Origin of the sequence: Hymenobacter telluris (assembly GCF_017313265.1) — a bacterium.
Lineage (GTDB): Bacteria > Bacteroidota > Bacteroidia > Cytophagales > Hymenobacteraceae > Hymenobacter > Hymenobacter telluris.
This window is the reverse complement of the sequence record NZ_JAFLQZ010000008.1, coordinates 57,735-84,448: the sequence shown is the minus strand read 5'-3', so window position 1 is coordinate 84,448 and position 26,714 is coordinate 57,735. Positions and strand designations below refer to the sequence as shown.

The following is a 26,714-nucleotide window of genomic DNA, read 5'->3' as shown; positions in this document are numbered from 1 at the left end:
AGTAGTTTGTTTCGTCATGGGCACTCCAACGCGCATCAGTAACCCAGCACATAGGGGAAGTTTGCCGGAAACTGCTCAGCTTTGAATGCTGGTACTGTATAGCATATTTCCTATTCGTACCTTTTTCGCATGATTTCACGATTACTTGCCGGGCTCTTGCTTGTTTTCCTGCTGCCCGTTGAATGGGCAACGGCCCAGAGCCCGCAAACGGCGGCGGTACGGCAGGCCTTGGCGCGGGCCACCACCGACACCAGCCGGGTGCTGCTCCTCGCCAACCTGAGTGCCACCTACCGCTACTCCCACTTCGACTCGGTGCGGTGGTACGCCAAGCAGGGTTTGCAGCTGGCTCGTCGTATCGGCTACGGCAAAGGCGAAGGCCGCTGCCTGTCCCGCCTGTCCATTCTGCTATCGGAGCGGGGCAACCTACCGGCAGCGCTACGCCTCAACCTACGAGCCTTACAGTTGTGCAAAGCCGCCCAGGACTACGAAGGCACGGCCCGCATCCTCAACCAAACCGGGCTGCTATACTTCGCCCTCGATGATTTTCGTCCTTCCTTGAACTACTATTTCCAGGCGCGGGAACATTACCGGCTGGGGCACATCACCGACGCCTCCCAGCTGGCCAGCGTCCTGACCAACATTGGCGCCAGCTACGAAGGCTTGGGCAAGCTCGATTCGGCCGCTTTTTATTTGCACAAAGCCTTCAGCCTAACCCAGCTCCCGCCGGCCACCGGCTGGAGCTGTTGGGGCAACCCCAAGCCTTATGTTTTGCGGGAGCTAGGGTTGCTGCAAGCCGCTTCTGGCCACCCAAACCAAGCGATACACTATTACCACCGTAGTGCCCAGGCGGCCGTACCCGAAAACGATTTGCGCAGCCGCTGCCGGGCCTTTCAATACATGGCCGAGCTGTACCACCGCCGGCAGCAGCCCGATTCCAGCATCTTGTATGCCCGAAAAGCCCTGAACGTGGGCCGAAGCCTGCCTTTTGTGGTGGCAGTGCTGCGCACGAGCCGGTTGCTGGCCGATGCATTCCAGGCGCGCCAGCAAAACGACAGCACGCTCAAGTACCTGCGCATCATGCTCACGGCCCAGGACAGCCTCCAAAACCCCAAACGCATCAAGCAGCTCGATGCCATTGGCTTTGCCGAGCAGCAGCGGCTGGGGCAGCTAGAAGAGGAAAGCGCCCAGTTCACCGAAAAGGCCCGTACCTACGCGCTGTGGGCCGGGCTGGGAGTTTCGCTGCTGGTGGCCCTGGCCTTGTGGCGCTACACCTATCAGCAGCGGCAAGCCAACCAGCGCCTACTCCTGCTCAACGACCGGGTGAACCAGCAGAAAACCGAGCTAACCCAGCAGCGCGACACGCTGGCCCGCATGGTGCAGGAGCTGCGCACCACCCAAAGCCAGCTGGTGCTCCGCGAAAAAATGGCTTCCCTGGGTGAACTGATGGCCGGCGTAGCGCACGAAATCAAGAACCCTATGAGCAGCGTGAAAAACTTTGCGGCCATCAGCGTGGGGCTGTGCCAGGAGCTGCGCGAAGAACTGGCCAAGGTGCTGTTGCCGATTGATGATCAGCAGATTATCGATGAGATGTTTCAGAACCTGAGCCAGTACCAGTCGGACATTGTGAAGCACTGCCAGCGGGCCGAAGGCTACGTCAACAGCATGCTCGACTACTCCAGCACCGGCCCGGCCCAGCGCCAGCCCACCGACCTGAACCTGCTGGCCAACGAGTACATGCGCCTCACTTACCACGACCTGCGCCTGAAAAACCGCCATTTCAACGCCGCCCTCTTCTCCCACCTCGACGACACGCTGCCGCTGCTGCCCGTGGTGCGGCAGGAACTGGGCCGGGTAATGGTGAGCCTATTCACCAACGCCCTCTACGCCGTGCACAAGCGTCAGCAGCAAACCACCGAAGACGACTACGTGCCGCAGATTACGCTGCAAACCCGCCACCTCGGCGAACAGGCCGAAATCCGGGTGCGCGACAATGGCCTTGGCATCAGCGAGGAAACCCAATCCGCTATTTTTCAGCGCTTTTTCACCACCAAGCCCGATGGCGAAGGCGTGGGCCTGGGTTTGTGGGTGAGCTACGACATCATCACGCGCAGCCACGGCGGCACCATAGAAGTGGAAAGCCAGCCCGGCCACTACACCGAATTCATCATCCGGCTTCCCTTGCAAGGCAAGCCCACCGTGCCGGTTGATTGGATGAGTTAGGTGAACTAGTGAGGTGGTGAGATTGTGAGTTTGACGTTCCAATTAGTACATGCTGCGCATATTGCACTGCCAGAACATCAAACTCACTATCTCACCACCTCACTAGTTCACCATATATGTCTTTTCGCACGATTACGCCGGGTACGCTGCCGGGTCCGGAGTGGCACCAGTTTCTGTTGAGTGCCGTGGCGCCGCGGCCGGTGGCGTTTGTGAGCACCATTTCGGCGGCGGGTGAGGTGAATTTGAGCCCGTACTCGTTTTTCAACGTGTTCAGCTCCAACCCGGCTACGCTTATTTTCTCGCCGGCCAACCGCGTCCGCGACAACACCCAGAAACACACGCTCTTCAACGTGCGCGAAGTGCCCGAGTGCGTGGTCAACATCTGCGACTACGCGGTGGTGGAGCAGATGTCGTTGGCCAGCACCGAGTATGCGCGGGGCGTGAATGAGTTTGTGAAAGCCGGCCTCACCGAGCTACCCTCCGACAAAGTGCGCCCACCCCGCGTAGCCGAATGCCCGGTGTCACTGGAGTGCGTGGTGGAGCAGATTATTGCCATTGGGGATTCCAACGGTGGCGGCAACCTCGTGATTTGCCGCGTCGTGCAGGCCCATTTCCGCGAGAGTATCCTGCTGGATTCTGGTCCCGGCATCGACCCGCACAAGTTCGACGCCGTAGCCCGCCTCGCCGGCGACTGGTACAGCCGCGTCACGCCCGAAAGCTTGTTCACGGTGCCCAAACCCAACCGCAACCTGGGCATCGGCATCGACCAACTCCCCGAGCACATCCGTACCTCCAACACCCTCACCGGCAACAACCTGGGCCGCCTCGCTAACATCGAGCAGCAAGCCATTCCCACCCCCGAGCAAGTCCAGGCGTTCAAGCACGACCCGCTAGTAAGCACCCTGTTGCAACAGCATTTCGGCAACCTTACCGAGCAGCGGCGGCAACTCACGCTGCTGGGCAAGCAGCTGCTGGAAGAAGGAAAGTTGCTGGAAGCGTGGAAGGTGTTGTTATTGGCGGCGGGGTAGGTTGCGGCTTTGGAGAACCAGTTCAGAATCTCTACTTTTCACTGGCCTACTGCACAGGGAAGCTTACACAAAAGACGTTGCCTTCTCCGCTCATCATTACTCTGCCTATATGCGAATATGTGTACTCCTCGGCTTGCTCAGTGTGCTGAGTGTAACTGCTACTTCCGCAGTTAGCCAAGCCATTGGTCTGCTCCAGTTCAATGCGAGAACCCGACTTGTTGACCGGGTACCAGCTGTACTATATGATACTACCCTGCAACGATCAACTACCGGCTTCTTTCGAGGCCACACGAATAAATTAACTGTTTTATCTAACCGACTGCCAACAACGAACGCCCTGCCTAATACTCAGTTTTCACTTCGCCAGCGCGCCGCAGTACCATTTAACCCTTTAAGTTATCCTCTATCTACAACTGTCAGAATAACTAATTATCGGAATGGCGTTGCAACTGGGAGCGGATCTGGAACACTGGTTGGTGAACGGTTTGTGTTGACGGCAGCGCATAATGTCGTCGTCTTCAACGGTTCCCTTTTAGTTATGGCGAGTGATAGTGTTTTGATTGAACCTGTGTTTGATAATGGCCGACCTGCTAGGCTGCCGACTACGTGGGGTTATAAATATTATGTTCCGAATAATTACGATGAAAACTATAATAACGACCTCTGTTTGCTAGAATTAGCTGCTCCTATTGGGCGTACGACAGGATGGATGAGCATAGGCTTCAATAAGGACAGAAGTACGGTCGGGCAGCATGTGTGGCACAAATTCAGCTATCCAGTACGCGACATTTCCGGCCGTGCATCTTACAATGGGGATACGCTTTATTATGAGTATGGTCAAGCGCAAACAAACAGGTGGCTACCTTATAATATAGTAATTCCTAATCATTTTGATGGGGCAAGCGGGCAAAGTGGCAGTAGCCTATTTATTACTGATAATGCGACTTATTGGACGATTTATGGGGCATTGACCTTTTATGCTGGCTTCGAGCATACAGGTATTTCGCCCGCTACGTACCACGCATTTAGCAGTATCATGCGTGCCGCTCCAATTAATGGGCCCGTTAGTTTTGTTTGTTATCCCAATCCAGTACAGGATTTTTTGTTTGTACAAGTGCCTGTCAACAAACCAGGACTAGTAGATGCTAAACTTTATGATGCTATTGGCCGTGTTGTAACTACTGGACAGTATTCTCCCTTAGAATCAGAATTTAGAATTGACTTATCAGGAGTGCTTCCCGGCATTTATGTATTGCATTTATCGGCTGATTACAGTCGACAAAGCTTCAAAATATTGAAGCAATAAGAATACCACTCCTATCCTTCTCCAGGCCAGTGAAAAGTAGAGCAACTCAAAAATTATCCTGCTGCAACGAAAATACCGTACTCAACTCATCAGTTCCGCACGGCAATCATTAGGCTCAGCTCCTTGTAGCGCATGTTGAAGCGCTTGGCGATGGTGGCGTTGGTGAGCGAGCCTTTGTAGATGTACACGCCGCTGCGGAAATGCTCGTTCGAGAATAGCACCTCGTTGATGCCGCCGTGCTGGCTGATTTCCTGCAAAATGGGCGTGAAGATGTTGCTCAGGGCGTTGGTGGCGGTACGCGGCACGCGGCTGGCAATGTTGGGCACGCAGTAGTGAATAACGTCGTACTTACGGAAGACCGGTTTGTTGTGGGTGGTCATTTCGCTGGTTTCGAAGCAGCCGCCCTGGTCGATGCTCACGTCAATTATCACGGAGCCGGGGGCCATGCTGGCCACCATGTTTTCGGGCACCATGAACGGTACGCGGCCTTCCTCGGCGTTGAGGGCGCCAATAACCACGTCGGCGCGGCGGATTTGCTGGCTCAGCGCGAAGGTGTCGAGGGTGCTGGTGTAGAGTTGGGTGCCCAGATTCTGCTTGAGCCGGCGCAGCTTATAAATGTGGTTGTCGAACACCTTCACTTCCGCCCCCAGCCCGGTGGCGGCGCGGGCGGCGTATTCGGCCACGGTGCCGGCCCCCAGAATCACCACCTGGGACGGGGGCACGCCAGTAATGCCGCCCAGGATAATACCCTTGCCTTCGTTGGAGCGGGCCAGGTATTCGGCGGCAATCAGCATGACGGTCGAGCCGGCAATTTCGCTCATGGCCCGCACCACTGGCCGCGCGCCGCTGGGGTCCTTAATCAGCTCGAAGCTGATGGCATTCACTTTCTTACGGGTGAGAGCCATGACGTACTCGGCGGTGAGCGTACCGAATTGCAGCGCTGAAATCAGCGTCTGGTTGGCTTTCAGAAACTCGATTTCGTCCTGGGTGGGCGGAGCCACTTTCAGAATGAGGTCGGCTTCGTACACCTCCTTTTGCGAGTAGGCAATGGTGGCGCCGGCTTCGGAGTAGTCGTGGTCGGAGTATTTGCTGGGCTCCCCTGCCCCGCTTTCCATCACTACTTCGTGGCCTTCCTCGATGAGGTGCTTCACGGCCTCGGGCGTCAGGCAGATGCGGTTTTCCTGGAGCGACGTTTCGCGCGGCAACCCAATGAACAGCTTACGCTTGCGCACCTCCACGGCCAGCATGGACTCTTGGGTGAAATAGGCGCGGCTAGCCGCCAACGACTCGAATCCGGGGGGTACTGCTTCGGGCATTGTTCAATTAAAAATTGAGAATTAAAAATTAAAAATCGGGGCGGATGTTTGCTGAACACCTTGGAAAGGGCGGTGGCACAAACAATCCTGAATTCTTAATTCGTAATTTTTAATTCCCTCGACTCGTCGCCAGTAACGGTGAGCCGGATAAGTAGTCGGTTGGAAGGTAAGAGCGGCTCAATGCGGCTGGGCCACTCTATCAGGCAAAGATAGCCAGAATCGAAGTACTCCAACGCGCCAATCCGTTCGGCTTCGTCCGGACTGTCGAGGCGGTAGAAGTCGAAGTGGTAGATGGGCTGGTTGCGGGCGTCGCGGTACTCATTGACGAGGGCGAAGGTGGGGCTGCTGACATCGGCGGCGGGTACGCCCAGGCTTTCGCACAGCGCCTTGATGAACGTGGTTTTTCCCGCCCCCATCTCCCCTTCAAAGCACACAATAGTGGCCGATTGGCGTTGGATAACGTTGCGTACTTGGGTGGCAGCAGCGGGCAAAGCGGCTAGGTTGGGCAGTTGAATCTCAAGCAGCGAAGCAGACATAAAGTGGCAGTTTTGCGGGTGCAAGTTTACGAAATGGCAGCCTGGTACGGTTGTCCTTTGTAGCGCGAAGCCTTTGCTTCGTGCCTGTCAATGAATCAGTGCGCCCTCAGGCGCGAAGCAAAAGGCTTCGCGCTACAGCAGTGGCCCACCTGCGTCCCTAATGGCCGGCAGGCTCTATATTTGGCCGACCAAAACACCTTTCCTCATGCAAGTTTCGCGAATGGCGGGTAGCCTGATTGGCTCCGAAATCATCAAAATAGGCAATGAAGTAAACGAGATGATCCGGAAAGGGGAGCAGATTTGCAACCTCACCATCGGCGACTTCGACCCGACCATCTTCCCCATTCCAACCGCGTTACAAACCGAAATTACCGCCGCCTACCAAGCCGGCAACACCAATTATCCGCCCGCCAACGGTATGGCTGCTTTGCGCGAAGCGGCCACCGCCTTCACCAAGCAGCGGCTGGGGTTGGAGTACTCGCCCAACGACGTGCTGGTGGCTGGCGGCTCCCGCCCGCTCATCTACGCCACCTACCTGGCCCTCCTCGACCCCGGCGACCGGGTGGTATTTCCGGTGCCGAGCTGGAACAACAACCACTACTGCCACCTCTCGGGGGCCGAGGCGGTGATGGTGGAAACGTTGCCGGAAAACAACTTCATGCCCACGGCCGCCGAGCTAGCCCCACACCTACCCGGCGCTACGTTGCTGGCGTTGTGCTCCCCGCTCAACCCTACCGGCACGGTGTTTTCGCGGGAAAATCTGCTGGAAATCTGCGACTTGGTGCTGGCCGAAAACCAGCGCCGCCAGCCCGGCGAAAAGCCACTGTACTTGCTCTACGACCAGATTTACTGGATGCTGACCTTCGGTGAAACCCAGCACTTCGACCCCGTAAACCTGCGCCCCGAGCTGCGCGACTACGTAATCTACATCGACGGTATCTCGAAGTGCCTGGCGGCCACCGGGGTGCGTGTGGGCTACGCGTTTGGCCCCGCCACCGTCATCGACAAGATGAAGTCGATTTTGGGTCACGTGGGCGCCTGGGCCCCCAAGGCCGAGCAGGTAGCTACGGCCAAGTATCTACCCCAGACCGAGTTGGTTGACAGCTTCACAGCCGACTTCAAAGCCAGCCTTCAGCACAGCCTTGATACGTTGCACCAGGGGTTGCAGGAGTTGAAAAGCCAGGGCCTGCCCGTCGATTCAATGGTGCCGATGGGCGCTATCTACCTCACCGCCCGCCTCGACGTGCTGGGCAAGACCACCCCGGCCGGCGAGGTGCTGGCCACCACCAAAGACCTCACGTTCTACCTCATCAAAGAAGCCCGGCTGGCACTGGTGCCTTTTAGCGCGTTTGGCACTTCCGATACGGCCCCCTGGTTCCGGATGTCGGTGGGCGGGGCTTCGCTGGCTTCCATTGAAGCAGCTTTACCCCGCTTGAAAACGGCCCTGGAAAGTCTGCGGTAATTCTGTAAGATCTGCATACTGCGCCTGCGCTGTGTAGGCTTGGCGCCACAGTAACACCCTGACTATAGGCGGATTCCTGAAAAACTCAGGGCCGTCTGTAGTCAGGGCTTTTTGTATTTATTGCATAAAGCTTAGTTGAAGCAGCATTTTCCCGTCTAACTATTATCCCTGTCAGTACATTAATTAGGGCAATAAATGCATTATCTTTCCTACACTTATCCAACTGTTTTATCAGCTGAATTCTACAAGTTGGACAAGTAACCTGCTCTCCTATATCCTACTACGAAGCAACCTCCTTTATCTTATTTGCTTCGTGTGCCACACCTTTTGCACGCTCCGGTTTTTCATTCTACGGATGGTGCCCATGCCTTTTGCCTTTGCCCAGCCTGCAGGTTGGTTTGTATGTTTGTTGCCTACGTTGCTGCTACCCGTATTTCCGCTGGCGGCCCAAAGCCTGGCGCCTGTCAGCGGCATGGTGAGTGCTCAGGGTGGCGCGGCCATAGAAGCGGCCACTGTTACGCTGCACCGCGCCACCGATTCGGTGGCCGTTAAAACCGAATTTAGCGGCGCCGATGGTCGTTTTAGCTTACTTACTACACAATCCGGACGCTATCTGGTGTCGGTGGTGCAGTTGGGTTATGCGCGCGCTTGGGCGGGGCCGGTAGAGGTTTCCACGGCGACCGTTCCGCCACTTACGGTTGTGCTGGTGCCAAGTGCCGTACAGCTTAAAGGTGTGACCGTAACGGCTCAGAAACCTTTGTTTGAGCGGCTTCCCGACCGCACCATTGTGAACGTGGAAAACAGCAGCCTGGCCAGCGGCAATACCGCGCTGGACGTGCTCAGCCGGGCTCCTGGCGTAACCGTGGGCATTAATGATAACCTAGCGCTGCGCGGTAAAGAGGGCGTGCTGGTGCTACTAGATGGCAAGCGGGTACCCGTTACCGGCGTGGAACTGGCGGCTCTGCTTCGCTCGTTACCGGCCGAACAGGTGCAAACTATCGAGCTGATTACTAGCCCGCCCGCCAAGTATGATGCGCAGGGTGGGGCCGGTATCATTGCCATCAACCTCAAGAAAGACCAGCGCCTGGGCACCAACGGCACCACTAATATCAGCTATGGCCGCGGCCGGTATGGCAAGCTCAATGCCGGCTTGTCGTTGAACCACCGCAACCGCGCCTTCAACTTCTACGGCTCCTACTCCTACACCAACCGCAACGGCTTCCAGAACTTAGCTTTCAGCCGAAACTACCTCCGCGACGCCCGCTTGATTTCTAGCAGCACTCAGTACAACGCCCGGCGCGTTGACTTGCAGTCGCACACCTGGAAGACCGGTATCGACTATACGGCCAGCCCGCGCACCACGCTGGGGGTCATGCTGAGTGGCTTGGGTAGCCGGCTGCCAGTAGAGGGCAACAATTCATCCACGTTCTTCGACAGTGCCAATCAGCCTACCCTCGGCTTTGTTTCTCGCAACGAAAGCCTGCTCCGCACGCCCAACGTAGCTGGCAATCTGACGTTTCGCCGCACGTTCCCGCTGGATTCGGGCCGCACGGCTGAGCTGACAGCTGATGCCGATGTGGCGCGCTACGGCACCGATCGGGACCTGTCTTTAACCACCAATTACCTTTTTCCGGGGCGTGCGCCCCGCCTGCTTACCAGCTCGCAGGACGGCAGCCTTACCATTCAGTCGGTGAAAACCGACTACGTGCGGCCGTTGCCAGATGGGGTACGCCTAGAGGCCGGCCTGAAAACCAGCTGGGTCCGCTCCAACAACGACGTGCTGTTTTACAACACTATTGCGGACATCACCACCTTGGACGTCAACCAATCCAATGGGTTTCGGTACCAGGAGAATATCAACGCGGGGTATTTTAGCGTGAGCCGGACTCAGCCTAAGCTGACGGTTACGGCCGGGCTACGCGCAGAGCAAACCAATACTGCTGTGCGGCAAACCAACAGCAACGGCAACATCGAGCGGCATTACCTGCAATTGTTCCCCAACCTGAGTGTACGGCGCGTTATTTCTGAAACGCACGAAATCGGCTTTTCGCTGAGCCGCCGCCTCGACCGGCCCACCTACAATCAGCTCAACCCCTTTCGCTTTTACGTTGACCCCACTTCCTACCGAGCCGGCAACCCGTACCTGCAACCCCAAACCAGCTACAAAGGCGAGTTGACCCACACACTCGGCAAGCTCACTACCAGCGTAAGCTACGCCTATACCAGTCGGCCAATTTTGGCGGTGTACGCGCTTGAAAACGACACGCTGGTGCGGTCTACGGATACCAACCTGGAAAACCAGCACTACTACGCCTTCACCCTAACGGCGCCCCTGGCTCTCACCAAATGGTGGCAACTCCACGCCGATGCCGAGTTGTTCTACATTAATTTCAATGGCAGCTATGGTGGCTCTACCACGTTGCCCGGCCAGCTAGGCGCGGTACTAAGTACCAACAATGCCTTTACGCTGGGCAAAGGGTGGACGGTGGATGTAAGCGGCACTTACCATTCGCGGGAGCAGTACGGCTTTGAGATACTGCGCTCTTTTGGGCAAGTGGCGGTGGGCGTTCAGAAAAGTTTGCTGGCGGGCCGCGGTACCCTACGCCTCAATGGAACCGACCTTTTTTACACCGCCCCGGTACGCTCAGCATTCCGGTATAATGTGCTTACGGCCAGCCAGCGAATCAGCCAGGACACCCGCGTGGCCACCGTAGCGTTCAGCTACCGTTTTGGAAGCAACGAAGTAACGCCGGCCCGCAAGCGGTCCACGGGGGCCGAGGAGGAGAAGCGCCGCGCTGCCGGGCAGTAGAAGGAAACAGTGAGCTGGCGCGTTGATACGTTTGAGGTTCTACTGGTGCAACTTGCACTGCCGGAACACCAATCATCACTCCTTTTGCTGCCGTGGCCAACTCATATTTTCAGTTCAAACAGTTCCGCATCGAGCAAGGCGAGTGCGCCATGAAGGTAAGTACCGATGCCTGCGTGCTGGGCGCCGTAGCCGACATAGCACAAGCGCAGCGCGTGCTGGATATAGGTACGGGAACCGGCCTGCTAGCCCTGATGGCCACCCAACGAAGCACCACCGCTTATATCGAAGCCGTGGAACTGGACCCCGCCGCCGCCACCCAGGCCGCTGAAAACTTCCAGGCCAGTCCGTGGGCGGCGCGCCTCACGCTGCACGCCCAGCCCCTGGCCGACTTTGCAGCCACCCAGCCCGCGCCGTTCGACCATATCCTGTGTAATCCGCCGTTCTTCCGCCACTCCCTGCGCTCACCCGATGGCCGCCGCGCTACCGCCCGTCATACCGCCCCCGATACGCTGTCTTTCTCAGAGCTGACGCAGTTCGCAGCTGCATTTCTGACCGCGCAAGGACGACTTACGGTGTTACTCCCGCCACCAGAAATGCAGCATTTCGAGCGGGACGCAACCCAATGCGGCTTGTTTCCGGCTACGCGGCTGGTATTGCGGCATCGGGTTGGTAGTAAGCCGTTACGCCACATTACCGCCTTCAGCCGGACCCCAGTGCCCGTGCAAACTCAGGAACTGTTGGTGACGGAAAACGACGAGTATTCACTGGAATTTCGGGCACTGTTGGGGCCGTTTTACTTGGCTCTTTAATATTCTGGCGGTGAAACACGCACCGTTTCTCACGTTTCCGGCAGCAGCTTCCGGACTTGGGCTAGCTTGTCTTGGTAAAAACCATCGAGCAAATCGGGTTGAACCTGGCTGAACTCGTGAGCTAAGTAGCGGCGGCGTACGGTGTGGTCGGCTAGCACGGTGAGTTCATCGCACAGCTCAGTGAGGGAGCCTAACAAGTGCGACGTGAGCAAAATACCAGTGCCTTGTTGGCGCAACCGACGCAGGATTTCCATCAGCAGCAGATTGGTATTCAGGTCGAGACCATTGAAAGGCTCATCGAGAATCAGGTAGCGGAAGGGCTGTACTAGCAGCGCCAGCAATGCCAGTTTCTTCTTCATACCCGCTGAATATTCCTCGGCGTACTGGTCGAGGGGCAACTCCAGCAGCTGGTTCCACGGCTCGAAATCTACCACGGCGCGGCCCCGGGCCTGCAGCGTAAACTCCAGGTACTCGCGGCCGGTGAGGCGGGGGTAGAAGTACGGCTCGTAAGGCAGCAGGCCGGTACTGGGCCGGATGGGCAGGCCGGTGGTTTCACGCACAGTACCCTGGTAGTCGGCGTGCAGGCCGTAGAGGCAATGGAGCAGCGTGGTTTTGCCGGCGCCGTTGGCTCCTACTAGGCCGTGCAGCGTGCCCGGCCGCAACGTCAGGCTCACGTCGCGCAGCACCTGCTGCGCCCCAAACTGCTTGGAAAGCCCTACTATCTCAATCATGACGAAACACCGCTAGTTGCCGACGGCTTTTCCAGATCAACCCGAAAAAGGCCACCAACAGCAACACCGGATACACCGGATGTCCAAAAAGTAGGCAAGCCACCGCCACCACTGCCCCCTGGGTTAAGCGTACCAATAAGGCATGCGGGTAGAAAGCATAGCGGGTCAGCACCACCATTATCAAGACTGCCACGCCCCACAGCAGTGCTACGGCCCCACCCCAGCCTGCCGAGGCTGCGCCCATCAGCCAGGCAAACGGCGCGGCCGTCAGCACGAAGTACAATAGCCCCAACCCCACGCGCCGCCGAAGCCAGGCGCCGGGCTGGCGCAGGGCGGGCAGTAGCATTGTCCAGGGCTCGGGGGTGGCGTATAGGGCACTCAGAGTCAGTACCCATGCGCCCAGGGCCAGTGCTGGCGCCAACGGATATTGATGCCACCAACAGGCTGTTAGCAGCAACCCGCCCCATACCCAGCCAGCCTTCGTTTGCCGAAAGCCACTCACCCACTCGAAAGCTTCGCTGCGAAATACGCTGCGCCGATGTCGGGTGCTGGTGCGGGCGCGGGCCGGTGGTAACCAGGCGGCCAGTGGCACCAGGGCTATAGCTAGGGCTGCGGCTCCAAACTGCCCGAAGCCAAGCAGCACAAGCATCACTGGCACGGTCCAAAAGGCATATTCAGCGGCCACCCACTTACGGAAATCAGGTGCGGCAAGGTGCAGAAACTCTAAATCGGCGCGGCGGCGGTGCTGGCTTGTTGTTAGCAAGAACAGCAGTGGTGGCAGCAACCAGCAAGCAGTTGGGTGGCGCGACAACACAACCAAGGCATTGCCGGCTGCGGCTATCAGCACCGGGGCTAGTAGCAACGGCCGCCACCAGCCCAGCTCAACCAACTGCCGGCTCAGCACACGCCATCGGAGCAGAAAATAGGCTTTCACCTGAAACTAGTTAGCATGGAATAACACAGGCAACGCCGCAGCACAAGTAAACTTGCCTTTTTGGCACAAAAAGCTCAACCTCATTATCCAGCTGTTTCCTCTTCCACGAACCGGATGCCGTAATCCGCTGCCAGCTCGGTTAAAATCGGTTCGTACAGCTCTACTTGCGTGGGAATGACTACGCCGCGCTGCCCGATTTTGCCGCGCGCCAGCCGCCGTACGGCTATGGCCACGGGTAAGCCCACAGTTTTGGCCATGGCGGTATGCGTGGCATCGTCGCCGAGCACTACCAGCGAAGACGTGCGGCGGTGGTGCTGCCCGTTTAGCTCGAACCCGAAAAGGTGCTGCATCACAATCATGTCGTGGTCGTGGGGTTGCAGCTGCCACTTTTCCGTTAGCAAGTGCTCCAAGAGCTGCGCGGGAGTTGCATCGGCTAAGCCTACGGCTTTATCGGTGAACAGGCCCAGCCATTGTAGCCGCTGCATTTCGGGGCCAGCAAAGGGTAAGCCGAGGTAATCGGCGCAGTGCATGGCCAGTTCGGTGGCAGTGGCTTTGCGGGGCACCGAAACCGGCAAATACGCTTCCACCAGCTCCCGCCACGTCATGGTAGCGGCATTGCCCAGCCGGCCAGAGTCGTCGGTGAGGCCGAGGCGCACCAGCGCGTGCCAGGCGGCGCAGTAGCCGGGCCGGCGCAGGGTGCCGCGCAAGATGGTAGGAATATCCTGCAGGCCATAAGGTGCCCGGTAGCTGAGCGAATCCCGGTTGGCGTAGCCCTCAAACGCCCCGTAGCCGGGTACTTCCAACGGGGTAGCTGCCGCAAACAGGCGCTGGTACGGTATCAGGCGCGGGTGGCCGTTTTCCAGGTATTTGGCCGTACCCTGGCCCGCCAGCACCACGTTGCGCGGGTTCCAGGTGAATTTGTACTGCCACGGATTGTCGCCTTCCGAGCCGGGTGCCAGCAAGCCGCCGCAGTACGAGTGAAACGAGGTAATTTGCCCACCCCGCGCCCGAACGTCTTCAATCACCGCCATGGCCGACATGTGGTCGAGGCCGGGGTCAAGCCCGCACTCCATCAAAATCAGGCTGCCCGCCGCCTGCGCTTCGTCGTGCAAGGCCCTGATTTCCTCACTCACGTAGCTGGCCGTTACCAAGTGCCGCCGATGCTGCACGCAAGCCCGCGCCACCACCCCATGAAACAGGGCCGGCAGCATTGATACCACAATGTCCGCGTCGCGCACTAGCTCATCGAGCCGCGCTTCCTCCTGAATATTGAAAGGTACCGCGCGGGCGTACTCGGTGTGGGCGGCCAGCACGGGCACCAGATGGGCCGGGGCCACGTCGGCCACGGTCAGAAACCAGCTTTCGGTAGCCGCATGACGCAGCAAATACTGAATGAGGGAGGAAGAGGAACGGCCGGCTCCGAGCAGCAACAAACGCGTCATAAGAAGATGATTGGATGGGAGGATGATTGGATGGGAGGATGATGGGGTGAAGGTAAACTACGGACAACTGGTTACGCCAATCAGAGCCGATAATGCTAATGAAACCTGTCTAACCAGCGGCCCCCTCCATTCATCCAATCATCCCTTCACCCAATCATTGATAATTGTGGTACATTCACCGCCCCTTACGTAACCGGGGCCGCCAGTCGGTACCGGAACTTCTTTCTTTTCCGCCCGTCCCATGGCCCAACCGCTCCGCCTCACCATCGATGTTGAGGTTCTCACCGAAGCTGAACTAACTCCCGCCGAAGCCACTACCTGGCAGGCCGCCCGCGCCGCCACCGACCACGCTTACGCCCCGTACTCGCACTTTCACGTAGGGTCGGCGCTGTTACTGGATGACGGCACCATCTTCCGGGGTACCAACCAAGAAAACGCGGCCTTCCCGTCGGGGCTCTGCGCCGAGCGTACCGCCCTGTTTGGCCTGGCTGCCACTCAACCCGGCCGGCGCATTGTGGGCATGGCCGTGGCCGCCCGCCCCGCCAACGGCGACTTTGTAGCCGTAACGAGCTGCGGCGCCTGCCGCCAGGTGATGGCCGAATATGAGCACCGCCAACGCCAGGCTATTCCGCTGCTGCTGCCCGGCCCCAACGGCACCATCTACCGCTTCCGGAGCCTCTCCGACCTGCTCCCGTTTGGCTTCACACCCGACGATTTGCCCAGGAAAGAGTAACTGAGTGACTGAGTAATTGAGTATGTTATTCGGTTGCAACTCAGTGAATAAAAGCCAGTCCGCTTGGGGCAAGCTACTGCCGGGTGGTTGACTTATCGATTTTCCAGTAAGCAAAGCGTCTTGGTTGCTTCCTGCCCGGGTGGCAACCAGAACGATTACTCAGTTACTCCGCTACTCCGTTACTTTAATGACCGCACAGGAGCATCACCTTGCCGTTACGCGCACTGCCCGGTATTTTCAGCTGGGTGACGTATCGGCGCAGACCCGGCAGGTGTGGGTGGTATGCCACGGCTACGGGCAACTGGCGGAGTATTTCATCCGCCACTTTGCGGTCCTCGTTGCCGCCGACCCAACGCTGGTGGTAGTAGCGCCGGAAGGACTTTCCCGCTTCTACCTGGAAAACAACACCAACGGCCGCGGCCGCATAGGAGCCACCTGGATGACGCGCGAAGACCGGCTTGCTGAAATTGACGACTACGTTCATTACCTCAATCAACTGACAGACCGGATTCTGGCGGCTGCTTCAGGTAACGTGCGCGTTACGGTGCTAGGCTTTTCGCAGGGAGCTGCCACAGTGAGCCGCTGGCTGACCCGGGCCCGCTTTAAGCCAGTACGACTGGTGCTGTGGGCAGGCGTTTTCCCGCCCGATATGGAATTGCCCGTGGCTGCTCAGCTGCTACGCGGCCTACCCGTTACCCTGGTTGCTGGCACCCAGGACCCATTCGTTGCGCCCGACAAGCTAGCCATGCAGCAACAGTTCCTTAAAAAATTGGGCGTCGAGCCGGAAGTGCTACGCTTTGAAGGCAATCACACCCTGCACGCCGAAACGCTACGCCACATCCATAGCCGCAGCTCACTTGCCGACTTCGCATAGCCGAGCTGATTTGCATTACTCGAGTGGTTTCAGGGTCGGAGCACAGGTTGCACGCGGTAGGGGCTGGGGCAAGCCCCGCCCCTACTTCCAAAACCGCATTGACGACGACTTACCACCCAAAAAAGCCCCGCTTGGCGGGGCTTTTTTGGGTGGTAGTAGCAGCAATTGTTAGCCTTTCTGAATGGTTGTCGCAGCCCCCTGAGCAGCGGGGAAGAGTAGCACCTCGGCAATATTGACGTGGGGCGGGCGCGTTACCATAAACTGAATAACGTCGGCCACGTCCTCGGCTTGCAAGGGCTCAAAGCCTTTGTACACCGTGGCGGCCCGGTCGGTGTCGCCCTTGAAGCGTACCTGCGAAAACTCGGTTTCCACTGCGCCGGGGTTCACCTCTGCCACCCGAATATGATGGGGCAGTAAGTCCAGCCGCATGCCTTTGGTGATGGCCGCCACGGCTGCTTTCGAAGCGCAGTACACGTTGCCGTTGGGGTATGTCTCATGCCCGGCCACCGAGCCGATGTTGATGATGTGCCCGCTTTGGCGGCGCGTCATAGTTGGCAACAGGGCTTTGCTCACGTACAGCAGGCCCTTCACGTTACCGTCCAGCATGGCGTCCCAGTCGGCAGGGTCACCGTCTTGGATGGGGGCCAACCCGTGGGCATTGCCGGCATTGTTAATCAATACATCAACCTCGGCAAACTCGGCGGGTAAGCTGGCAATAGCCGCTTCCGTAGCAGCCCTGTCGCGCACATCGAAGGTGAGGATGTGCACGGGCACCCCAGCTAGCTCCTGGGCCAGTGCTTCCAGCCGCTCCCGCCTTCTGCCCGTTACTACCAGCTGAAAGCCAGCCTTACCTAATGCCACAGCCGTAGCCCGGCCAATACCCGACGAAGCGCCGGTGATGAACGCAGTTTTCATAGGTTGTTGAATTGCTTAATTGCTGAATTGTTTAATGGTTGGCTGTTCCGCCGTAGATGTCAAAACAGCCAACCATTAAACAATTCAGCAATTCAACTATTTGTCTTACTCAAACGTGAGATACAGCGTTACGGTATTGCTGCGCAAGCTTTGCAAGCTGTTGCTATACACGTTATTGCTAGGCTCATACAGGTTCTTTAGTCCGTGCGAGAAGCGTAACTCCGGCGCGAATTTGAAGAACGGATAAAACAAATCCAGCCCAACGCCATACTCGATGGCTACATCGGTATTAGCGGCCGTAATCTGGTTGCGCTCCTCGTCTTTGCGGCGGGTGCCTACGTTCACGCTTGGTTTCACCCCTCCTACCACGTACATGCGGGTGTTGCGCCGCCGCTCCGAATGGAACTTCAGCAGCAGCGGAAAGTCGGCCTGGGTAGCCCCTACTTCCTGCGTTACAATTTCAGCGGGGTCGTTGAGGTTCGTGGCCACAGGCGTGTAGCCCAGCGGCTTGAACTCAATCTGACGCGTAATAAAGCTCACTCCCGGCGCAAAACGCAGGTTGAAATAGTCGCCCAAGCGTGCATCGCCCACAAACCCTACCGAAAAGCCCGCGCTGCTGATGGCATTGGCCGTTACTCCACGGTTGGTATTCAGGTTCTGGATATATGCCGCCGACTGCTCCAGTTTGTAGCGGGAGCTATGCGGCGCAATGTAAAAGCCCGGATGAAACCACTTGTCATCGTAGCCCGGCAGGTTATTTACGGTAATCGACTTCACCCGGCCACCCTTGCCGCGGCTGGCGCTGGAGCTGCTTTTGCGCTGGGCCTGAGCGCCAATGGAAGTGGCCAGCGCCAGAAACGATACCAGCGCAACGCGGCCTATTTGTGAGCGGTGTAAATGGAGCTGATGCCGAAGGTGAGGGGTTGCCATGCAGGAGTGTTAAAGCCCACTTCCCGGAGAATAGCCAGGAAGTCGGGGCCGTCGGGAAAGGCCTGCACCGACTCGGGCAGGTAGGTATAGGCAGAATTGTCTTTGGAAATCATCTTTCCAAAAACCGGAAGCACGCGCCGAAAATAGAAATTATAAGCTTGCTTGAGTGGAAACGCCGTGGGCTTCGAAAATTCCAGAATCACCAGCTTGCCGCCGGGCCGCAACACGCGGCGCATTTCGGCTAGGCCCTTGGTCAGGTTTTCGAAGTTGCGCACTCCGAACGATGCCGTTACCGCATCGAAGTGGTTGTCTGGGTACGGGAGGTTCTCTGAGTCGCCGAGTTCCAGCTGAATCCGGTTGGACAACCCCTTTTCTTGCAGCTTGCGGCGGCCCACTTCCAGCATGCCCTCTGAAATATCAACGCCCGTTACCTGCGCGTCGGTGGAGGCCGCGCGTAGCGTTTCAATGGCGAAGTCGGCGGTGCCAGTGGCAATGTCCAGGATGCGGGCTGGCCGCAGGGCTTTCAGCTCGCTCACCGCTTTGCGGCGCCAATAAATGTCGGTGCCGACGCTCAGGAAGTGGTTCAGGAAGTCATACTTGCCCGCAATGCTGTTAAACATGTGAGCTACCTGGGACTTCTTGCCAGCGGTGTCGTCTTTGTAGGGTACTACGGCCATGGTTCTGGGGCGAACAACGAGGATACGAACAGCAAAATTGCCCAATCATAACGTCTGTTCAGCCATTATGTTGAAAAAAAAGCGGGCCGGACAAATGCCCGGCCCGCCATTCCTATCAAACCCGACAGCTTAGTCGTTGTCGGTCTTCACTTTGACCTTCTGGCCATTGGCATCTTTTGCCTTCGAGTCGATGGTACCGTCTTTGGTTACGGTCTTGCTCTTCTCGTCGTTGGCGCCTTTGGTTTTCACTTTCACTTTGTCGCTGTCCTCGTCAACCTTGGTTTTCACCTTGGTGCCGTCGGCCAGTTTTGCCTTGCTCTTGCCCGGCTGAAGCGGCGTAGCAGCACGAGGAGCTGGGGCAGGGGCCGGAGCCGGAGCACCCGGCGTCAGTACCGGAGCAGCTTCGCCTTCCTTGATGATGGGGCGGAACTCTACGCGGCGGTTGAGCTGCATATTTTCCGGCGAATCGTTGGCCGCAGCCGGACGACGCTCACCGTAGCTCACCGTTACCATGCGCGTTTCAGCAATACCCGCTTTCTTCAGGTAGTTGTAAGCGGCGTTGGAGCGGTTCTGACCAAGTACCATGTTGTACTCGTCGGTGTTGCGTGAGTCGCAGTGGCCTTCAATCGAAATGTTCACGCCGGGGTTAGCCTTCAAAATCCCGCTGATGTTGTTGAGCTCGGTAATCGACTCCGGCCGCAGCTTGTACTTGTCGGTATCGAAGTAGATGTTTTTGAACGCAACCTGCGAGGTAGTGTCAACATACGGCACGTAGAAGTTCTTTTCTACTACCGTCGAGTCGTTGGTGGATACCGGAATAGCAAATTCCTCGGTCGTGATATTCTTGCCATCCTTCGACAAAGCCACCTGATACGAGCGGCCCGACAGCACGTTCACCTGATAGTCGCCGGTAATGGGCTTGGTGATGTCGCGGTAGCTCAGCGCCGTTTTGTCGGCCTGGGTGCCACTGAACACCAGCTCCACACCCGGAATGATGGTGCTATCCTTCTGGCTTAGCACTTTACCACGAATAGTGGCATTCTTGATGTAGTTGATGGTATAAATATCCTTTTCGCCGTAGCCCCCAATGCGGTACGACGACAGATAAGCGTAGCTACCATCGGGGCTCAGGCGGTAGTAGGTATCGTCATCGGGCGTGTTGATGGGGTAGCCCATGTTCTCGGGGCGGCCCCACTTCTTGCCAATAGAGTCATACTCCGACTTGAAAATGTCGTAGCCGCCCATGGTGTTGTGGCCGCGTGATGAGAAGTACAACGTCTTACCATCACGGCTCAAATACGGACTATCGTCGTCGTACTTGGTGTTGATGGCGCTACCCATCGATTTGGCAGCACCCCAGTCGCCACCGGCCTGGCGCGTAGCGTAGTAGATGTCCAGCGTACCGTCCTCCGAGTATTTACCCGTCGAGAAGTAGATAGTCAATCCATCTGGCGTGATGTAGGCATCCGACTCAAACGCTTTCGAGTTGATGTTCTGGTTCAGCTTCTTGGGCTGAGTCCAGTCACCACCCGATTTTTCCGAGTAGAAGATGTCGCCGTTTTCATCCTGGCGGTACATCAGCAGTTTGGTGTCGTTATCGAAGAGCTGCGTGGAAGCATCGTGGCCTTTGCCGTTCAGCACGCCGCTCAACGAACGGGGCTTGTCCCAGTTTTCGTCGTCGATGCGCTTGGTTTCGAAGATGTCTTCGTAGTACTCGCCGTCGGTAGCTATGTTGCCGCCCTTTTTGCCATCGGTATTACCAGCGCCCGTTACGTTCTCACCGCGCGAGGTGAAAAGCAGCACCTTATCATCCGACGAAATAACCGGGCTGTGCTCGGCGTACGGCGTATTCACCGTAGGGCCCAGGTTTTTCACGAAGATGTCCCGGGGGCTGTTGAACTGTACCTTGGCGTTCTTGGAGTGCTGAATCAGCTGCGCCAGCTCGGCTTTGCGGGTATCCTTTGCTTTCAGGGTGGTATTATACGCCTGAAAGTGCGTGATGGCCTCGTCGAAGTTGTAGTTCAGGTGGTCAACGCGGCCCAACCAATACTCCACATCTTTGGAAACCTTCGGCTTTAGCTTCTGGGCTTTGTAGATGTAGTCACTGGCTTTCTCCTTATCAAATGACATGTAGGAGATGCCGGCCCGGAACAATGCGAGAGGGTTATTCGGCTCCTTGGCCAACACTTGTTCGTAGAAAGGGATAGAGGCCCGGTAGTTCTCTTGCTCGAAGAACTTATTTGCAGTCTTGAGCTGCTTGCGCGTGCTCTGAGCCAGCGCGGGCTGGGCCACGGCGGCGGCAAGAGCGAAGGCGCAAGAGGCTTTCAATAACCTTCTGACTAAGTTGTCCATTGTTGGAGGGGGTTTGAGAATAAGGAGTTGCGGAGGAATGGGGAAGGAAACCGCGGCAGCAGTGCGCGCCAGTCTTGTTTCTAGTAGGTTGCCCCGTTATACTGAAAACCCGTTCCAGGGTTAAGTAGAAAAGTATTTTTTGATGTTGAAAAGCCCGGAAAAGAACTCTTTTTGTGCAATTAGCCTTATCAGCTATTTGTGCATGCCAAGGCAATCTGCGGGCAAAGATAGAAATTTTATAATACGGCCTTGGCCTCATCCAACTACTCCCGGATTATCCTTGAATTTCATTTTATGCGGACGTGGAACTTGAATATATCATTAGAATATCTATCGTGAACTGCGCAAATATAGACTTGCTTCGCAAATCACAATGATTTTAACTGAAAATTTATATTTGCCGGCGGCGGCGGCTGAACTGCCTACCTTTGTACGTAAACTAGTTTCCTTGCCCGATGCAAATCCGTGACGCTGAATTTCTGATGAGCAATACGCGCGTAGATCAGTGCCCTGCTCCTACGCTGCCCGAGTACGCTTTTATTGGCCGTTCCAACGTGGGCAAATCATCCTTGATCAACATGCTGGTGGAGCGAAAGAGCTTAGCCAAAACGTCCTCTCTGCCCGGTAAAACCCAATTAATCAACCATTTTCTAATTAATAAAGAGTGGTACTTAGTGGATTTGCCAGGATATGGGTACGCCAAAACCAGCAAAACCAACCGTGAAGCCTGGGGGCGCATGATCAACTATTACCTGCGCAAGCGCGAAAACCTGAGCTGCGTATTCGTGCTGATTGACTCGCGGCACCCCGCACAGGCCGTTGACCTAGAGTTTATGGAAATGCTAGGCACCGAAGGTATTCCGTTTGTAATGGTATTTACCAAAGCCGACAAACAGTCGCATAGCCGCACCAGCCAGCAGGTAAGCGCCTATATGAAGAAAATGAGCGAAAATTGGGAAGAAGTGCCGCAGCACTTCGTGACGTCGGCCGAAGAAAAGACTGGCCGCAACGAAGTGTTGAGCTTCATTGAGAATGTAAATCGGCAACTGGCCGAAACCCAACAGAATGCATAAATTGGCCTCGTAATTGCCTAAGGCCGCGCGAGGTGCTCATGCCTTGTGTTTCTTATTTACCACCCAGTTTCAACTTCATGAAAAAACTTACTGTCGCGCTGGCTTTGGGCCTTTGTGCTGGTGTAGCCCCAGCATTTGCGCAAACGACTAAGCCGGCGGCCCCCGCCCCTGAAACGGCACCTTCGCAGCACCAAGCGGGTGGCGTAACCAAATCCATTCCGGTAGCCGAGTACTACGAAGGTGGTCAGGATGCTATGTACGCCTTCATTGAGAAGGAGAAGAAATACCCTATCATGGCGAAGCGCAACCGCATTCAAGGCACTTGCGTGGTGAGCTTTACGCTAACGACGAGCGGTACGCTGGAAGGCGTGAAGCTGGTGAAGCAAGTAGGCGGCGGCTGCGGCGAGGAAGCGTTGCGCGTAGTGAAGCTTCTGCAATTCAAAAAGCCCGATTACGCCATCCTGACCAGCCTGCCCATCGTGTTTAAACTGCCAGCGCCCGGACAAGCCGCCGCAACTGAGTAACTTCGCGTTTTTCAACAACTGTTCTGTACTTATGCCCTACGACCTCAAGGAAATTGCCGCCATCAGCGGAATGCCCGGTCTGTACCGCCTCGTGAAACCTACCCGCGCTGGCGTCATCATCGAAAGCCTGGATGCGCGGGCTACCCGCTCGGTAGCTTCGGCTCGCAATAAAGTATCATTGCTCCAGGAAATTTCCATTTACACCCAGGATTACGACCAGACCGTACCACTAACGGAAGTCTTCGACCGAGTGCACCAGAAGTACGGCGCTGACTTAACCGTAACCCACAAGTCGGAAGACCGAGACCTGACAGCCTTCATGGGCGAGATTATCCCCGACTATGACCGGGACCGGGTGTACATGTCGGACATCAAGAAATTGGTGCAGTGGTACCACGCCGTAAGCAGCACCCTACCCTACCAGGCTCCGGCTACCGAAGAAGAGGTTGCCACTCCTGAGGCAGTTGAGGCAGAAGCCCCAGCCACCGAGGTTGACACCAACGAGCCCGTAGCCAAGAAAGCCAAGGCCAAGAAGAAAGAGGTGGACGCCGACGCAGTAGAAGCGGCGGAAAAGCCTGCCAAGAAAGCTGCTAAAAAGAAGGAATAGCTTGCCTCAAGCTCCAGCCATGAAAAAGCCCGCCGGATGAATTTCCGGCGGGCTTTTTGGTGCACTGCGTAGTTGCTTCCTAGCTCTCCACTACCTCTTCCTGCGCCAGAAACTCTTCGGCTTTTTCTACCAACTCCTTGGAACCGATGAACAGCGGACAGCGGGCGTGCATGTCCTCGGGGCGCAGTTCCATGGTGCGCGTGCGGCCGTTGCTGGACTTGCCGCCGGCCTGCTCTACAATGAAGGCCAGCGGGTTGCACTCGTACATGAGCCGCAGCTTGCCGTTCGGCGACTTGCTGGTGGGCGGGTAGATATAGATGCCGCCTTTGAGCAGGTTGCGGTGAAAATCGGCTACCAGTGAGCCAATGTAGCGGGCCGAGTAGTTGGCTTCTTTGCAGTAAGTAACGAAAGCGGCCATACCACTCGAAAACGAGTTGGAGCTACCTTCATTCACCGAGTACACAGCGCCGCTTTGGGGCGTTACAATCTGGGGGTGCGACAGAAAAAACTCGCCTAACGACGGCTCGTAGGTGAAGCCGTTGACACCATTGCCAGTGGTGTACACCATCATGGTGCTGGAGCCATAAATTACATAGCCAGCCGCCACCTGATTGGTACCGGTTTGCAAGCAGTCGGCCATGGTACCCTCAGTGCCCGTTGGCGACACGCGGCGGTAGATGCTGAAAATAGTACCGATGCTCACGTTTACATCGATGTTCGAAGAACCGTCGAGCGGGTCGATGGCCACGATGTACTTGCCTTGCACGTTGCCGGTCTGAATTACCTCTTCGTCTTCCTCACTGATAATAGTGCAAACCTCGCCCCCGTTGCGAAGCGCCCGGATGAAGCGGATGTTGGCAATAACATCAAGCTTTTGCTGGTCTTCGCCCTGTACGTTACGGTTGCCATAGGCCCCGGCAATATCAATCAGACCGGAGCGGTTTATTTCGCGGTTCACGATTTTGGCGGCCAGCGCAATATCGCGCAGCAACTGCGACAATTCCCCGGTGGCATAGGGAAAGTCTTCCTGCTTGCGCATGATGAAACGGTCCAGGGTAGTGCCAACGGGCAACGCCAGTTTGTCGTGTTGATTCATAAAAAATTAAAAAATGGAGTCGGTAGGTGCTCAAAATTAAACCCTTTTTCGGGGTTGGGAAAGCGAAATTTCGCTCCGCTTAGGTTCGGCCTTTCCGCAAACCATTGTGTTGCGTATTGCTTCCTCAAAACTTTCAGGCCAAGCTTGATTTCCTACATTTGGGGCCATGCAGAATCCGAATTCCTTGAAAGTATATAAGTTCGGCGGCGCCTCCGTGAAAGATGCCGCTGCTATTCGTAACCTCGTTCGAGTGGTGCAAGAACAAGGCGCCGGCAGCTCTCTGCTGATTGTGGTATCGGCCATGGGCAAAACCACCAATGCGCTGGAGGAAGTCTTTCAGTTAGCCCACGCCGGCCAGGATTACACGGCTGTATTGCACCGGTTGGTTGAGTTTCATCGGAGCGTAGCGCAGGAGCTGCTGCCCGAGCAAGCCGGAGAAGTGCCCGGCCGCACGCCTCAGGAGCCCGGCCTCAACCAGTTGCTGGAGCAACTCGGCGACCGGCTGGCAACCCTCACGCCCGGCGACTTCGATAAGCAATACGACCAAGTGGTGAGCTTCGGGGAGTTGCTGGCGACGCGCATAGTGGCCGGCGCATTAGACGCGCAGTGGCTGGATTGCCGCCTACTCGTCCGCACCGACCACGCCTGGCGCGAAGGCCGGGTGGATTGGCCTACCACTGAGCGCACTCTTACCGCAACCGTACTGCCGCTGCTAGCCCAAGGCCCCATTGTGACGCAGGGCTTTATCGGTGGCACGGCCAGCGGACTTACCACCACCCTCGGCCGGGAGGGCTCCGACTACACCGCCGCCATTCTGGCTTACTGCCTGCGGGCTGAGTCGGTGACGATTTGGAAGGACGTGGCGGGTTTGCTGAACGCCGACCCCAAGATTTTCGCCGACACGGTGCGCTACCCGGAAATCAGCTACCAGGAAACCATCGAAATGGCGTACTACGGCGCGTCGGTCATCCACCCCAAAACCATTAAGCCGCTGGCCGTACGTCAGATTCCGCTGTACGTGAAGTCGTTTCTGGACCCCGTGGCTGAGGGTACCAAAATCCATGACTGCCGCCACGGCTTGCTGGCGCCGGCCTTTATCCGCAAGGTGAACCAGTGCCTGGTTTCGTTTGAGTCCAAGGACTTTGCTTTCATCTCCGAGGAAAACCTGGAGGTGATATTCGGGGCGCTGGCGCAGGTACGCCTGAAAATCAACCTGATGCAGAACTCGGCCATCAGCTTCTCTATCTGCACCGATTTCTCGGCGTACCGGCTGGACAAATTGCTGGCCACCCTGCGCGACCAGTTCACGATTCACTACAACACCGACCTGGCGCTGTACACCATCAAAAACTACGACGCGGCCAGTATCCGGCAGCTAACCAACGGCCGGGAGCTGCTACTCGAACAGCGGACCCGCCAGACGTTTCAGTTTGTATGCCGGGGTTGATGAGTTGCGGTGGTGCTGCCTGTGGGTTGATGTTGAGGCAAACCGAGGGGCTCATTGGTTGTGCTTCAACTTTGTTTTCATCCATACGTTAGGCCAAAGCGGGAATATATGGGCTAACAGGCATTCATGCTGCAACTCAGTGGCCCACCAATCAACTCATCACTAATCAGCACCTCACTAATGGCCGTCCTCGTAGGTAAGCGCGCTCCTTCTTTCAAAACCACTGCTATTGTCAACGGCGAATTTGAAGCCGACTTTTCGCTTGACCGCTACTTAGGCAAGAAGCACGTGCTGTTCTACTTCTACCCGGCCGACTTCGCGTTTGTGTGCCCCACCGAAATCCTGGCGTTTCAGGAGCATCTGCCCGAGTTTGAGGCCCGGAACGTAGCCGTGGTGGCTTGCTCCACTGATACGCGCTACGCCCACATGGCATGGCTGCAAACTCCGCGCGAAAAAGGGGGCATTGAAGGCGTTACATACCCCTTGGTAGCCGATGCCAGCAAAACCATTGCCGCCAACTACGACGTGCTGGGCGGCCGCTACGACTACAACGAGGCCGGCGAAATGGTATTTGTTGGGTCGCCGGTGGCGTACCGTGGCTTGTTCCTGATTGACAAGGACGGCATCGTACGGCACCAGGTAGTGAACGACGGGCACCTTGGCCGCAACGTGGATGAGGCTCTGCGCATGGTAGACGCCCTGCAACACTACGAAACATCAGGGGAGGCTTGCCCCGTGAACTGGCGGCCCGGCAAAGAGGCCATAACCAACACCAAGGAAGGACTAGCCAAGTTTTTCGGCGCGCGTCATTCGTAGCGCGCAGCGGGATTGCACGGAGCAACAGCTAATTACCGGTAGTTAGCTGTACTTTTGCACTTCTTTTCAGCTGTTGA

General features: G+C 56.9%; 23 protein-coding genes. 13 read left to right on the top strand and 10 right to left on the bottom strand.

What is annotated here, in order from left to right:
• Positions 1-129 precede the first annotated feature (129 nt).
• The 3 genes from J0X19_RS13485 (at position 130) to J0X19_RS13475 (ending at position 4,554) form a co-directional block, all read left to right on the top strand.
• On the top strand, positions 130-2,220 hold the full coding sequence (locus J0X19_RS13485) for a tetratricopeptide repeat-containing sensor histidine kinase (RefSeq protein WP_206984895.1): 2,091 nt from the start codon (positions 130-132) through the stop codon (positions 2,218-2,220).
• Between the two features lie 116 nt (positions 2,221-2,336).
• A complete protein-coding gene (locus tag J0X19_RS13480; RefSeq protein WP_206984894.1) occupies positions 2,337-3,248 on the top strand; it encodes a flavin reductase family protein in 912 nt (303 codons plus the stop codon).
• 109 nt (positions 3,249-3,357) lie between these two features.
• Entirely contained in the window at positions 3,358-4,554 is a 1,197-nt protein-coding gene (locus J0X19_RS13475; protein WP_206984893.1) for a T9SS type A sorting domain-containing protein, read from the top strand.
• A gap of 89 nt (positions 4,555-4,643) precedes the next feature.
• On the opposite strand, the gene J0X19_RS13470 is transcribed toward J0X19_RS13475, so the two are convergent.
• Complete coding sequence (locus tag J0X19_RS13470; RefSeq protein WP_206984892.1) at positions 4,644-5,870, bottom strand: alanine dehydrogenase; 1,227 nt, start codon at positions 5,868-5,870, stop codon at positions 4,644-4,646.
• A gap of 95 nt (positions 5,871-5,965) precedes the next feature.
• Complete coding sequence (tsaE, locus tag J0X19_RS13465; RefSeq protein ID WP_206984891.1) at positions 5,966-6,406, bottom strand: tRNA (adenosine(37)-N6)-threonylcarbamoyltransferase complex ATPase subunit type 1 TsaE; 441 nt, start codon at positions 6,404-6,406, stop codon at positions 5,966-5,968.
• Positions 6,407-6,611: 205 nt separating this feature from the next.
• On the opposite strand from tsaE, the gene J0X19_RS13460 reads away from it, so the two are divergent.
• From J0X19_RS13460 to J0X19_RS13450, 3 genes are all read left to right on the top strand, one after another.
• A complete protein-coding gene (locus J0X19_RS13460) occupies positions 6,612-7,868 on the top strand; it encodes a pyridoxal phosphate-dependent aminotransferase (protein WP_242582607.1) in 1,257 nt (418 codons plus the stop codon).
• Between the two features lie 364 nt (positions 7,869-8,232).
• Positions 8,233-10,677 (top strand): outer membrane beta-barrel protein, encoded by a 2,445-nt coding sequence (locus tag J0X19_RS13455; RefSeq protein WP_206984890.1) that lies wholly within the window; start codon positions 8,233-8,235, stop codon positions 10,675-10,677.
• Between the two features lie 92 nt (positions 10,678-10,769).
• Positions 10,770-11,486, top strand: coding sequence for a tRNA1(Val) (adenine(37)-N6)-methyltransferase (locus J0X19_RS13450; RefSeq protein WP_317194774.1), 717 nt, complete (start codon positions 10,770-10,772; stop codon positions 11,484-11,486).
• A gap of 29 nt (positions 11,487-11,515) precedes the next feature.
• On the opposite strand, the gene J0X19_RS13445 is transcribed toward J0X19_RS13450, so the two are convergent.
• The 3 genes from J0X19_RS13445 to J0X19_RS13435 all read right to left on the bottom strand — a co-directional run bounded on the left by J0X19_RS13445 (position 11,516) and on the right by J0X19_RS13435 (position 14,593).
• A complete protein-coding gene (locus J0X19_RS13445) occupies positions 11,516-12,217 on the bottom strand; it encodes an ATP-binding cassette domain-containing protein (protein WP_206984889.1) in 702 nt (233 codons plus the stop codon).
• The gene (locus J0X19_RS13440; protein WP_206984888.1) at positions 12,210-13,151 is read right to left on the bottom strand and encodes a hypothetical protein; all 942 of its coding nucleotides are present in this window, start codon (positions 13,149-13,151) and stop codon (positions 12,210-12,212) included. The genes J0X19_RS13445 and J0X19_RS13440 overlap by 8 nt, the downstream gene beginning before the upstream one ends.
• Before the next feature lie 83 nt (positions 13,152-13,234).
• Positions 13,235-14,593 (bottom strand): saccharopine dehydrogenase C-terminal domain-containing protein, encoded by a 1,359-nt coding sequence (locus J0X19_RS13435; protein ID WP_206984887.1) that lies wholly within the window; start codon positions 14,591-14,593, stop codon positions 13,235-13,237.
• Positions 14,594-14,834: 241 nt separating this feature from the next.
• Between J0X19_RS13435 and cdd the strand changes: the two genes are divergently transcribed.
• Together cdd and J0X19_RS13425 are read left to right on the top strand one after the other, a co-directional pair.
• On the top strand, positions 14,835-15,326 hold the full coding sequence (cdd, locus tag J0X19_RS13430; RefSeq protein WP_206984886.1) for a cytidine deaminase: 492 nt from the start codon (positions 14,835-14,837) through the stop codon (positions 15,324-15,326).
• Positions 15,327-15,513: 187 nt separating this feature from the next.
• Positions 15,514-16,200 carry an alpha/beta hydrolase gene (locus tag J0X19_RS13425; protein WP_206984885.1) on the top strand — a complete coding sequence of 229 codons (687 nt, stop codon included), beginning with the start codon at positions 15,514-15,516 and terminating at the stop codon, positions 16,198-16,200.
• Positions 16,201-16,368: 168 nt separating this feature from the next.
• On the opposite strand, the gene J0X19_RS13420 is transcribed toward J0X19_RS13425, so the two are convergent.
• The 4 genes from J0X19_RS13420 to J0X19_RS13405 all read right to left on the bottom strand — a co-directional run bounded on the left by J0X19_RS13420 (position 16,369) and on the right by J0X19_RS13405 (position 21,050).
• Positions 16,369-17,115, bottom strand: coding sequence for an SDR family NAD(P)-dependent oxidoreductase (locus J0X19_RS13420; RefSeq protein WP_206984884.1), 747 nt, complete (start codon positions 17,113-17,115; stop codon positions 16,369-16,371).
• Positions 17,116-17,220: 105 nt separating this feature from the next.
• Positions 17,221-18,045: a type IX secretion/gliding motility protein PorT/SprT gene (gene porT / locus J0X19_RS13415; protein ID WP_206984883.1), complete on the bottom strand. Its 825-nt coding sequence runs from the start codon at positions 18,043-18,045 to the stop codon at positions 17,221-17,223.
• Entirely contained in the window at positions 17,994-18,722 is a 729-nt protein-coding gene (gene ubiE / locus J0X19_RS13410; protein ID WP_206984882.1) for a bifunctional demethylmenaquinone methyltransferase/2-methoxy-6-polyprenyl-1,4-benzoquinol methylase UbiE, read from the bottom strand. The genes porT and ubiE overlap by 52 nt, the downstream gene beginning before the upstream one ends.
• A 129-nt stretch (positions 18,723-18,851) precedes the next feature.
• Complete coding sequence (locus tag J0X19_RS13405) at positions 18,852-21,050, bottom strand: OmpA family protein (protein WP_242582596.1); 2,199 nt, start codon at positions 21,048-21,050, stop codon at positions 18,852-18,854.
• Positions 21,051-21,529: 479 nt separating this feature from the next.
• Between J0X19_RS13405 and yihA the strand changes: the two genes are divergently transcribed.
• The 3 genes from yihA to J0X19_RS13390 all read left to right on the top strand — a co-directional run bounded on the left by yihA (position 21,530) and on the right by J0X19_RS13390 (position 23,278).
• Complete coding sequence (yihA, locus tag J0X19_RS13400; protein ID WP_206984880.1) at positions 21,530-22,147, top strand: ribosome biogenesis GTP-binding protein YihA/YsxC; 618 nt, start codon at positions 21,530-21,532, stop codon at positions 22,145-22,147.
• Between the two features lie 77 nt (positions 22,148-22,224).
• The gene (locus J0X19_RS13395; RefSeq protein WP_206984879.1) at positions 22,225-22,671 is read left to right on the top strand and encodes an energy transducer TonB; all 447 of its coding nucleotides are present in this window, start codon (positions 22,225-22,227) and stop codon (positions 22,669-22,671) included.
• 31 nt (positions 22,672-22,702) lie between these two features.
• Entirely contained in the window at positions 22,703-23,278 is a 576-nt protein-coding gene (locus tag J0X19_RS13390) for a DUF5606 family protein (RefSeq protein ID WP_206984878.1), read from the top strand.
• A 79-nt stretch (positions 23,279-23,357) separates the two neighbouring features.
• Here the strand turns inward: J0X19_RS13390 and fbp are convergent, their stop codons facing one another.
• Positions 23,358-24,374, bottom strand: coding sequence for a class 1 fructose-bisphosphatase (fbp, locus tag J0X19_RS13385; protein ID WP_206984877.1), 1,017 nt, complete (start codon positions 24,372-24,374; stop codon positions 23,358-23,360).
• Between the two features lie 166 nt (positions 24,375-24,540).
• Between fbp and J0X19_RS13380 the strand changes: the two genes are divergently transcribed.
• Both J0X19_RS13380 and J0X19_RS13375 read left to right on the top strand, forming a co-directional pair.
• The gene (locus J0X19_RS13380) at positions 24,541-25,821 is read left to right on the top strand and encodes an aspartate kinase (protein ID WP_206984876.1); all 1,281 of its coding nucleotides are present in this window, start codon (positions 24,541-24,543) and stop codon (positions 25,819-25,821) included.
• 180 nt (positions 25,822-26,001) lie between these two features.
• A complete protein-coding gene (locus tag J0X19_RS13375) occupies positions 26,002-26,637 on the top strand; it encodes a peroxiredoxin (protein WP_206984875.1) in 636 nt (211 codons plus the stop codon).
• Positions 26,638-26,714: the final 77 nt, after the last annotated feature.

Bases quoted from the DNA above. Each gene is read 5' to 3' on its own strand.
- J0X19_RS13485 (WP_206984895.1), top strand. From the start codon at position 130: ATGATTTCACGATTACTTGCCGGGCTCTTGCTTGTTTTCCTGCTGCCC.
- J0X19_RS13480 (WP_206984894.1), top strand. From the start codon at position 2,337: ATGTCTTTTCGCACGATTACGCCGGGTACGCTGCCGGGTCCGGAGTGG.
- J0X19_RS13475 (WP_206984893.1), top strand. From the start codon at position 3,358: ATGCGAATATGTGTACTCCTCGGCTTGCTCAGTGTGCTGAGTGTAACT.
- J0X19_RS13470 (WP_206984892.1), bottom strand. From the start codon at position 5,870: ATGCCCGAAGCAGTACCCCCCGGATTCGAGTCGTTGGCGGCTAGCCGC.
- tsaE (WP_206984891.1), bottom strand. From the start codon at position 6,406: ATGTCTGCTTCGCTGCTTGAGATTCAACTGCCCAACCTAGCCGCTTTG.
- J0X19_RS13460 (WP_242582607.1), top strand. From the start codon at position 6,612: ATGCAAGTTTCGCGAATGGCGGGTAGCCTGATTGGCTCCGAAATCATC.
- J0X19_RS13455 (WP_206984890.1), top strand. From the start codon at position 8,233: ATGCCTTTTGCCTTTGCCCAGCCTGCAGGTTGGTTTGTATGTTTGTTG.
- J0X19_RS13445 (WP_206984889.1), bottom strand. From the start codon at position 12,217: ATGATTGAGATAGTAGGGCTTTCCAAGCAGTTTGGGGCGCAGCAGGTG.
- J0X19_RS13435 (WP_206984887.1), bottom strand. From the start codon at position 14,593: ATGACGCGTTTGTTGCTGCTCGGAGCCGGCCGTTCCTCTTCCTCCCTC.
- cdd (WP_206984886.1), top strand. From the start codon at position 14,835: ATGGCCCAACCGCTCCGCCTCACCATCGATGTTGAGGTTCTCACCGAA.
- J0X19_RS13425 (WP_206984885.1), top strand. From the start codon at position 15,514: ATGACCGCACAGGAGCATCACCTTGCCGTTACGCGCACTGCCCGGTAT.
- J0X19_RS13420 (WP_206984884.1), bottom strand. From the start codon at position 17,115: ATGAAAACTGCGTTCATCACCGGCGCTTCGTCGGGTATTGGCCGGGCT.
- porT (WP_206984883.1), bottom strand. From the start codon at position 18,045: ATGGCAACCCCTCACCTTCGGCATCAGCTCCATTTACACCGCTCACAA.
- ubiE (WP_206984882.1), bottom strand. From the start codon at position 18,722: ATGGCCGTAGTACCCTACAAAGACGACACCGCTGGCAAGAAGTCCCAG.
- yihA (WP_206984880.1), top strand. From the start codon at position 21,530: ATGCAAATCCGTGACGCTGAATTTCTGATGAGCAATACGCGCGTAGAT.
- J0X19_RS13395 (WP_206984879.1), top strand. From the start codon at position 22,225: ATGAAAAAACTTACTGTCGCGCTGGCTTTGGGCCTTTGTGCTGGTGTA.
- J0X19_RS13390 (WP_206984878.1), top strand. From the start codon at position 22,703: ATGCCCTACGACCTCAAGGAAATTGCCGCCATCAGCGGAATGCCCGGT.
- fbp (WP_206984877.1), bottom strand. From the start codon at position 24,374: ATGAATCAACACGACAAACTGGCGTTGCCCGTTGGCACTACCCTGGAC.
- J0X19_RS13380 (WP_206984876.1), top strand. From the start codon at position 24,541: ATGCAGAATCCGAATTCCTTGAAAGTATATAAGTTCGGCGGCGCCTCC.
- J0X19_RS13375 (WP_206984875.1), top strand. From the start codon at position 26,002: ATGGCCGTCCTCGTAGGTAAGCGCGCTCCTTCTTTCAAAACCACTGCT.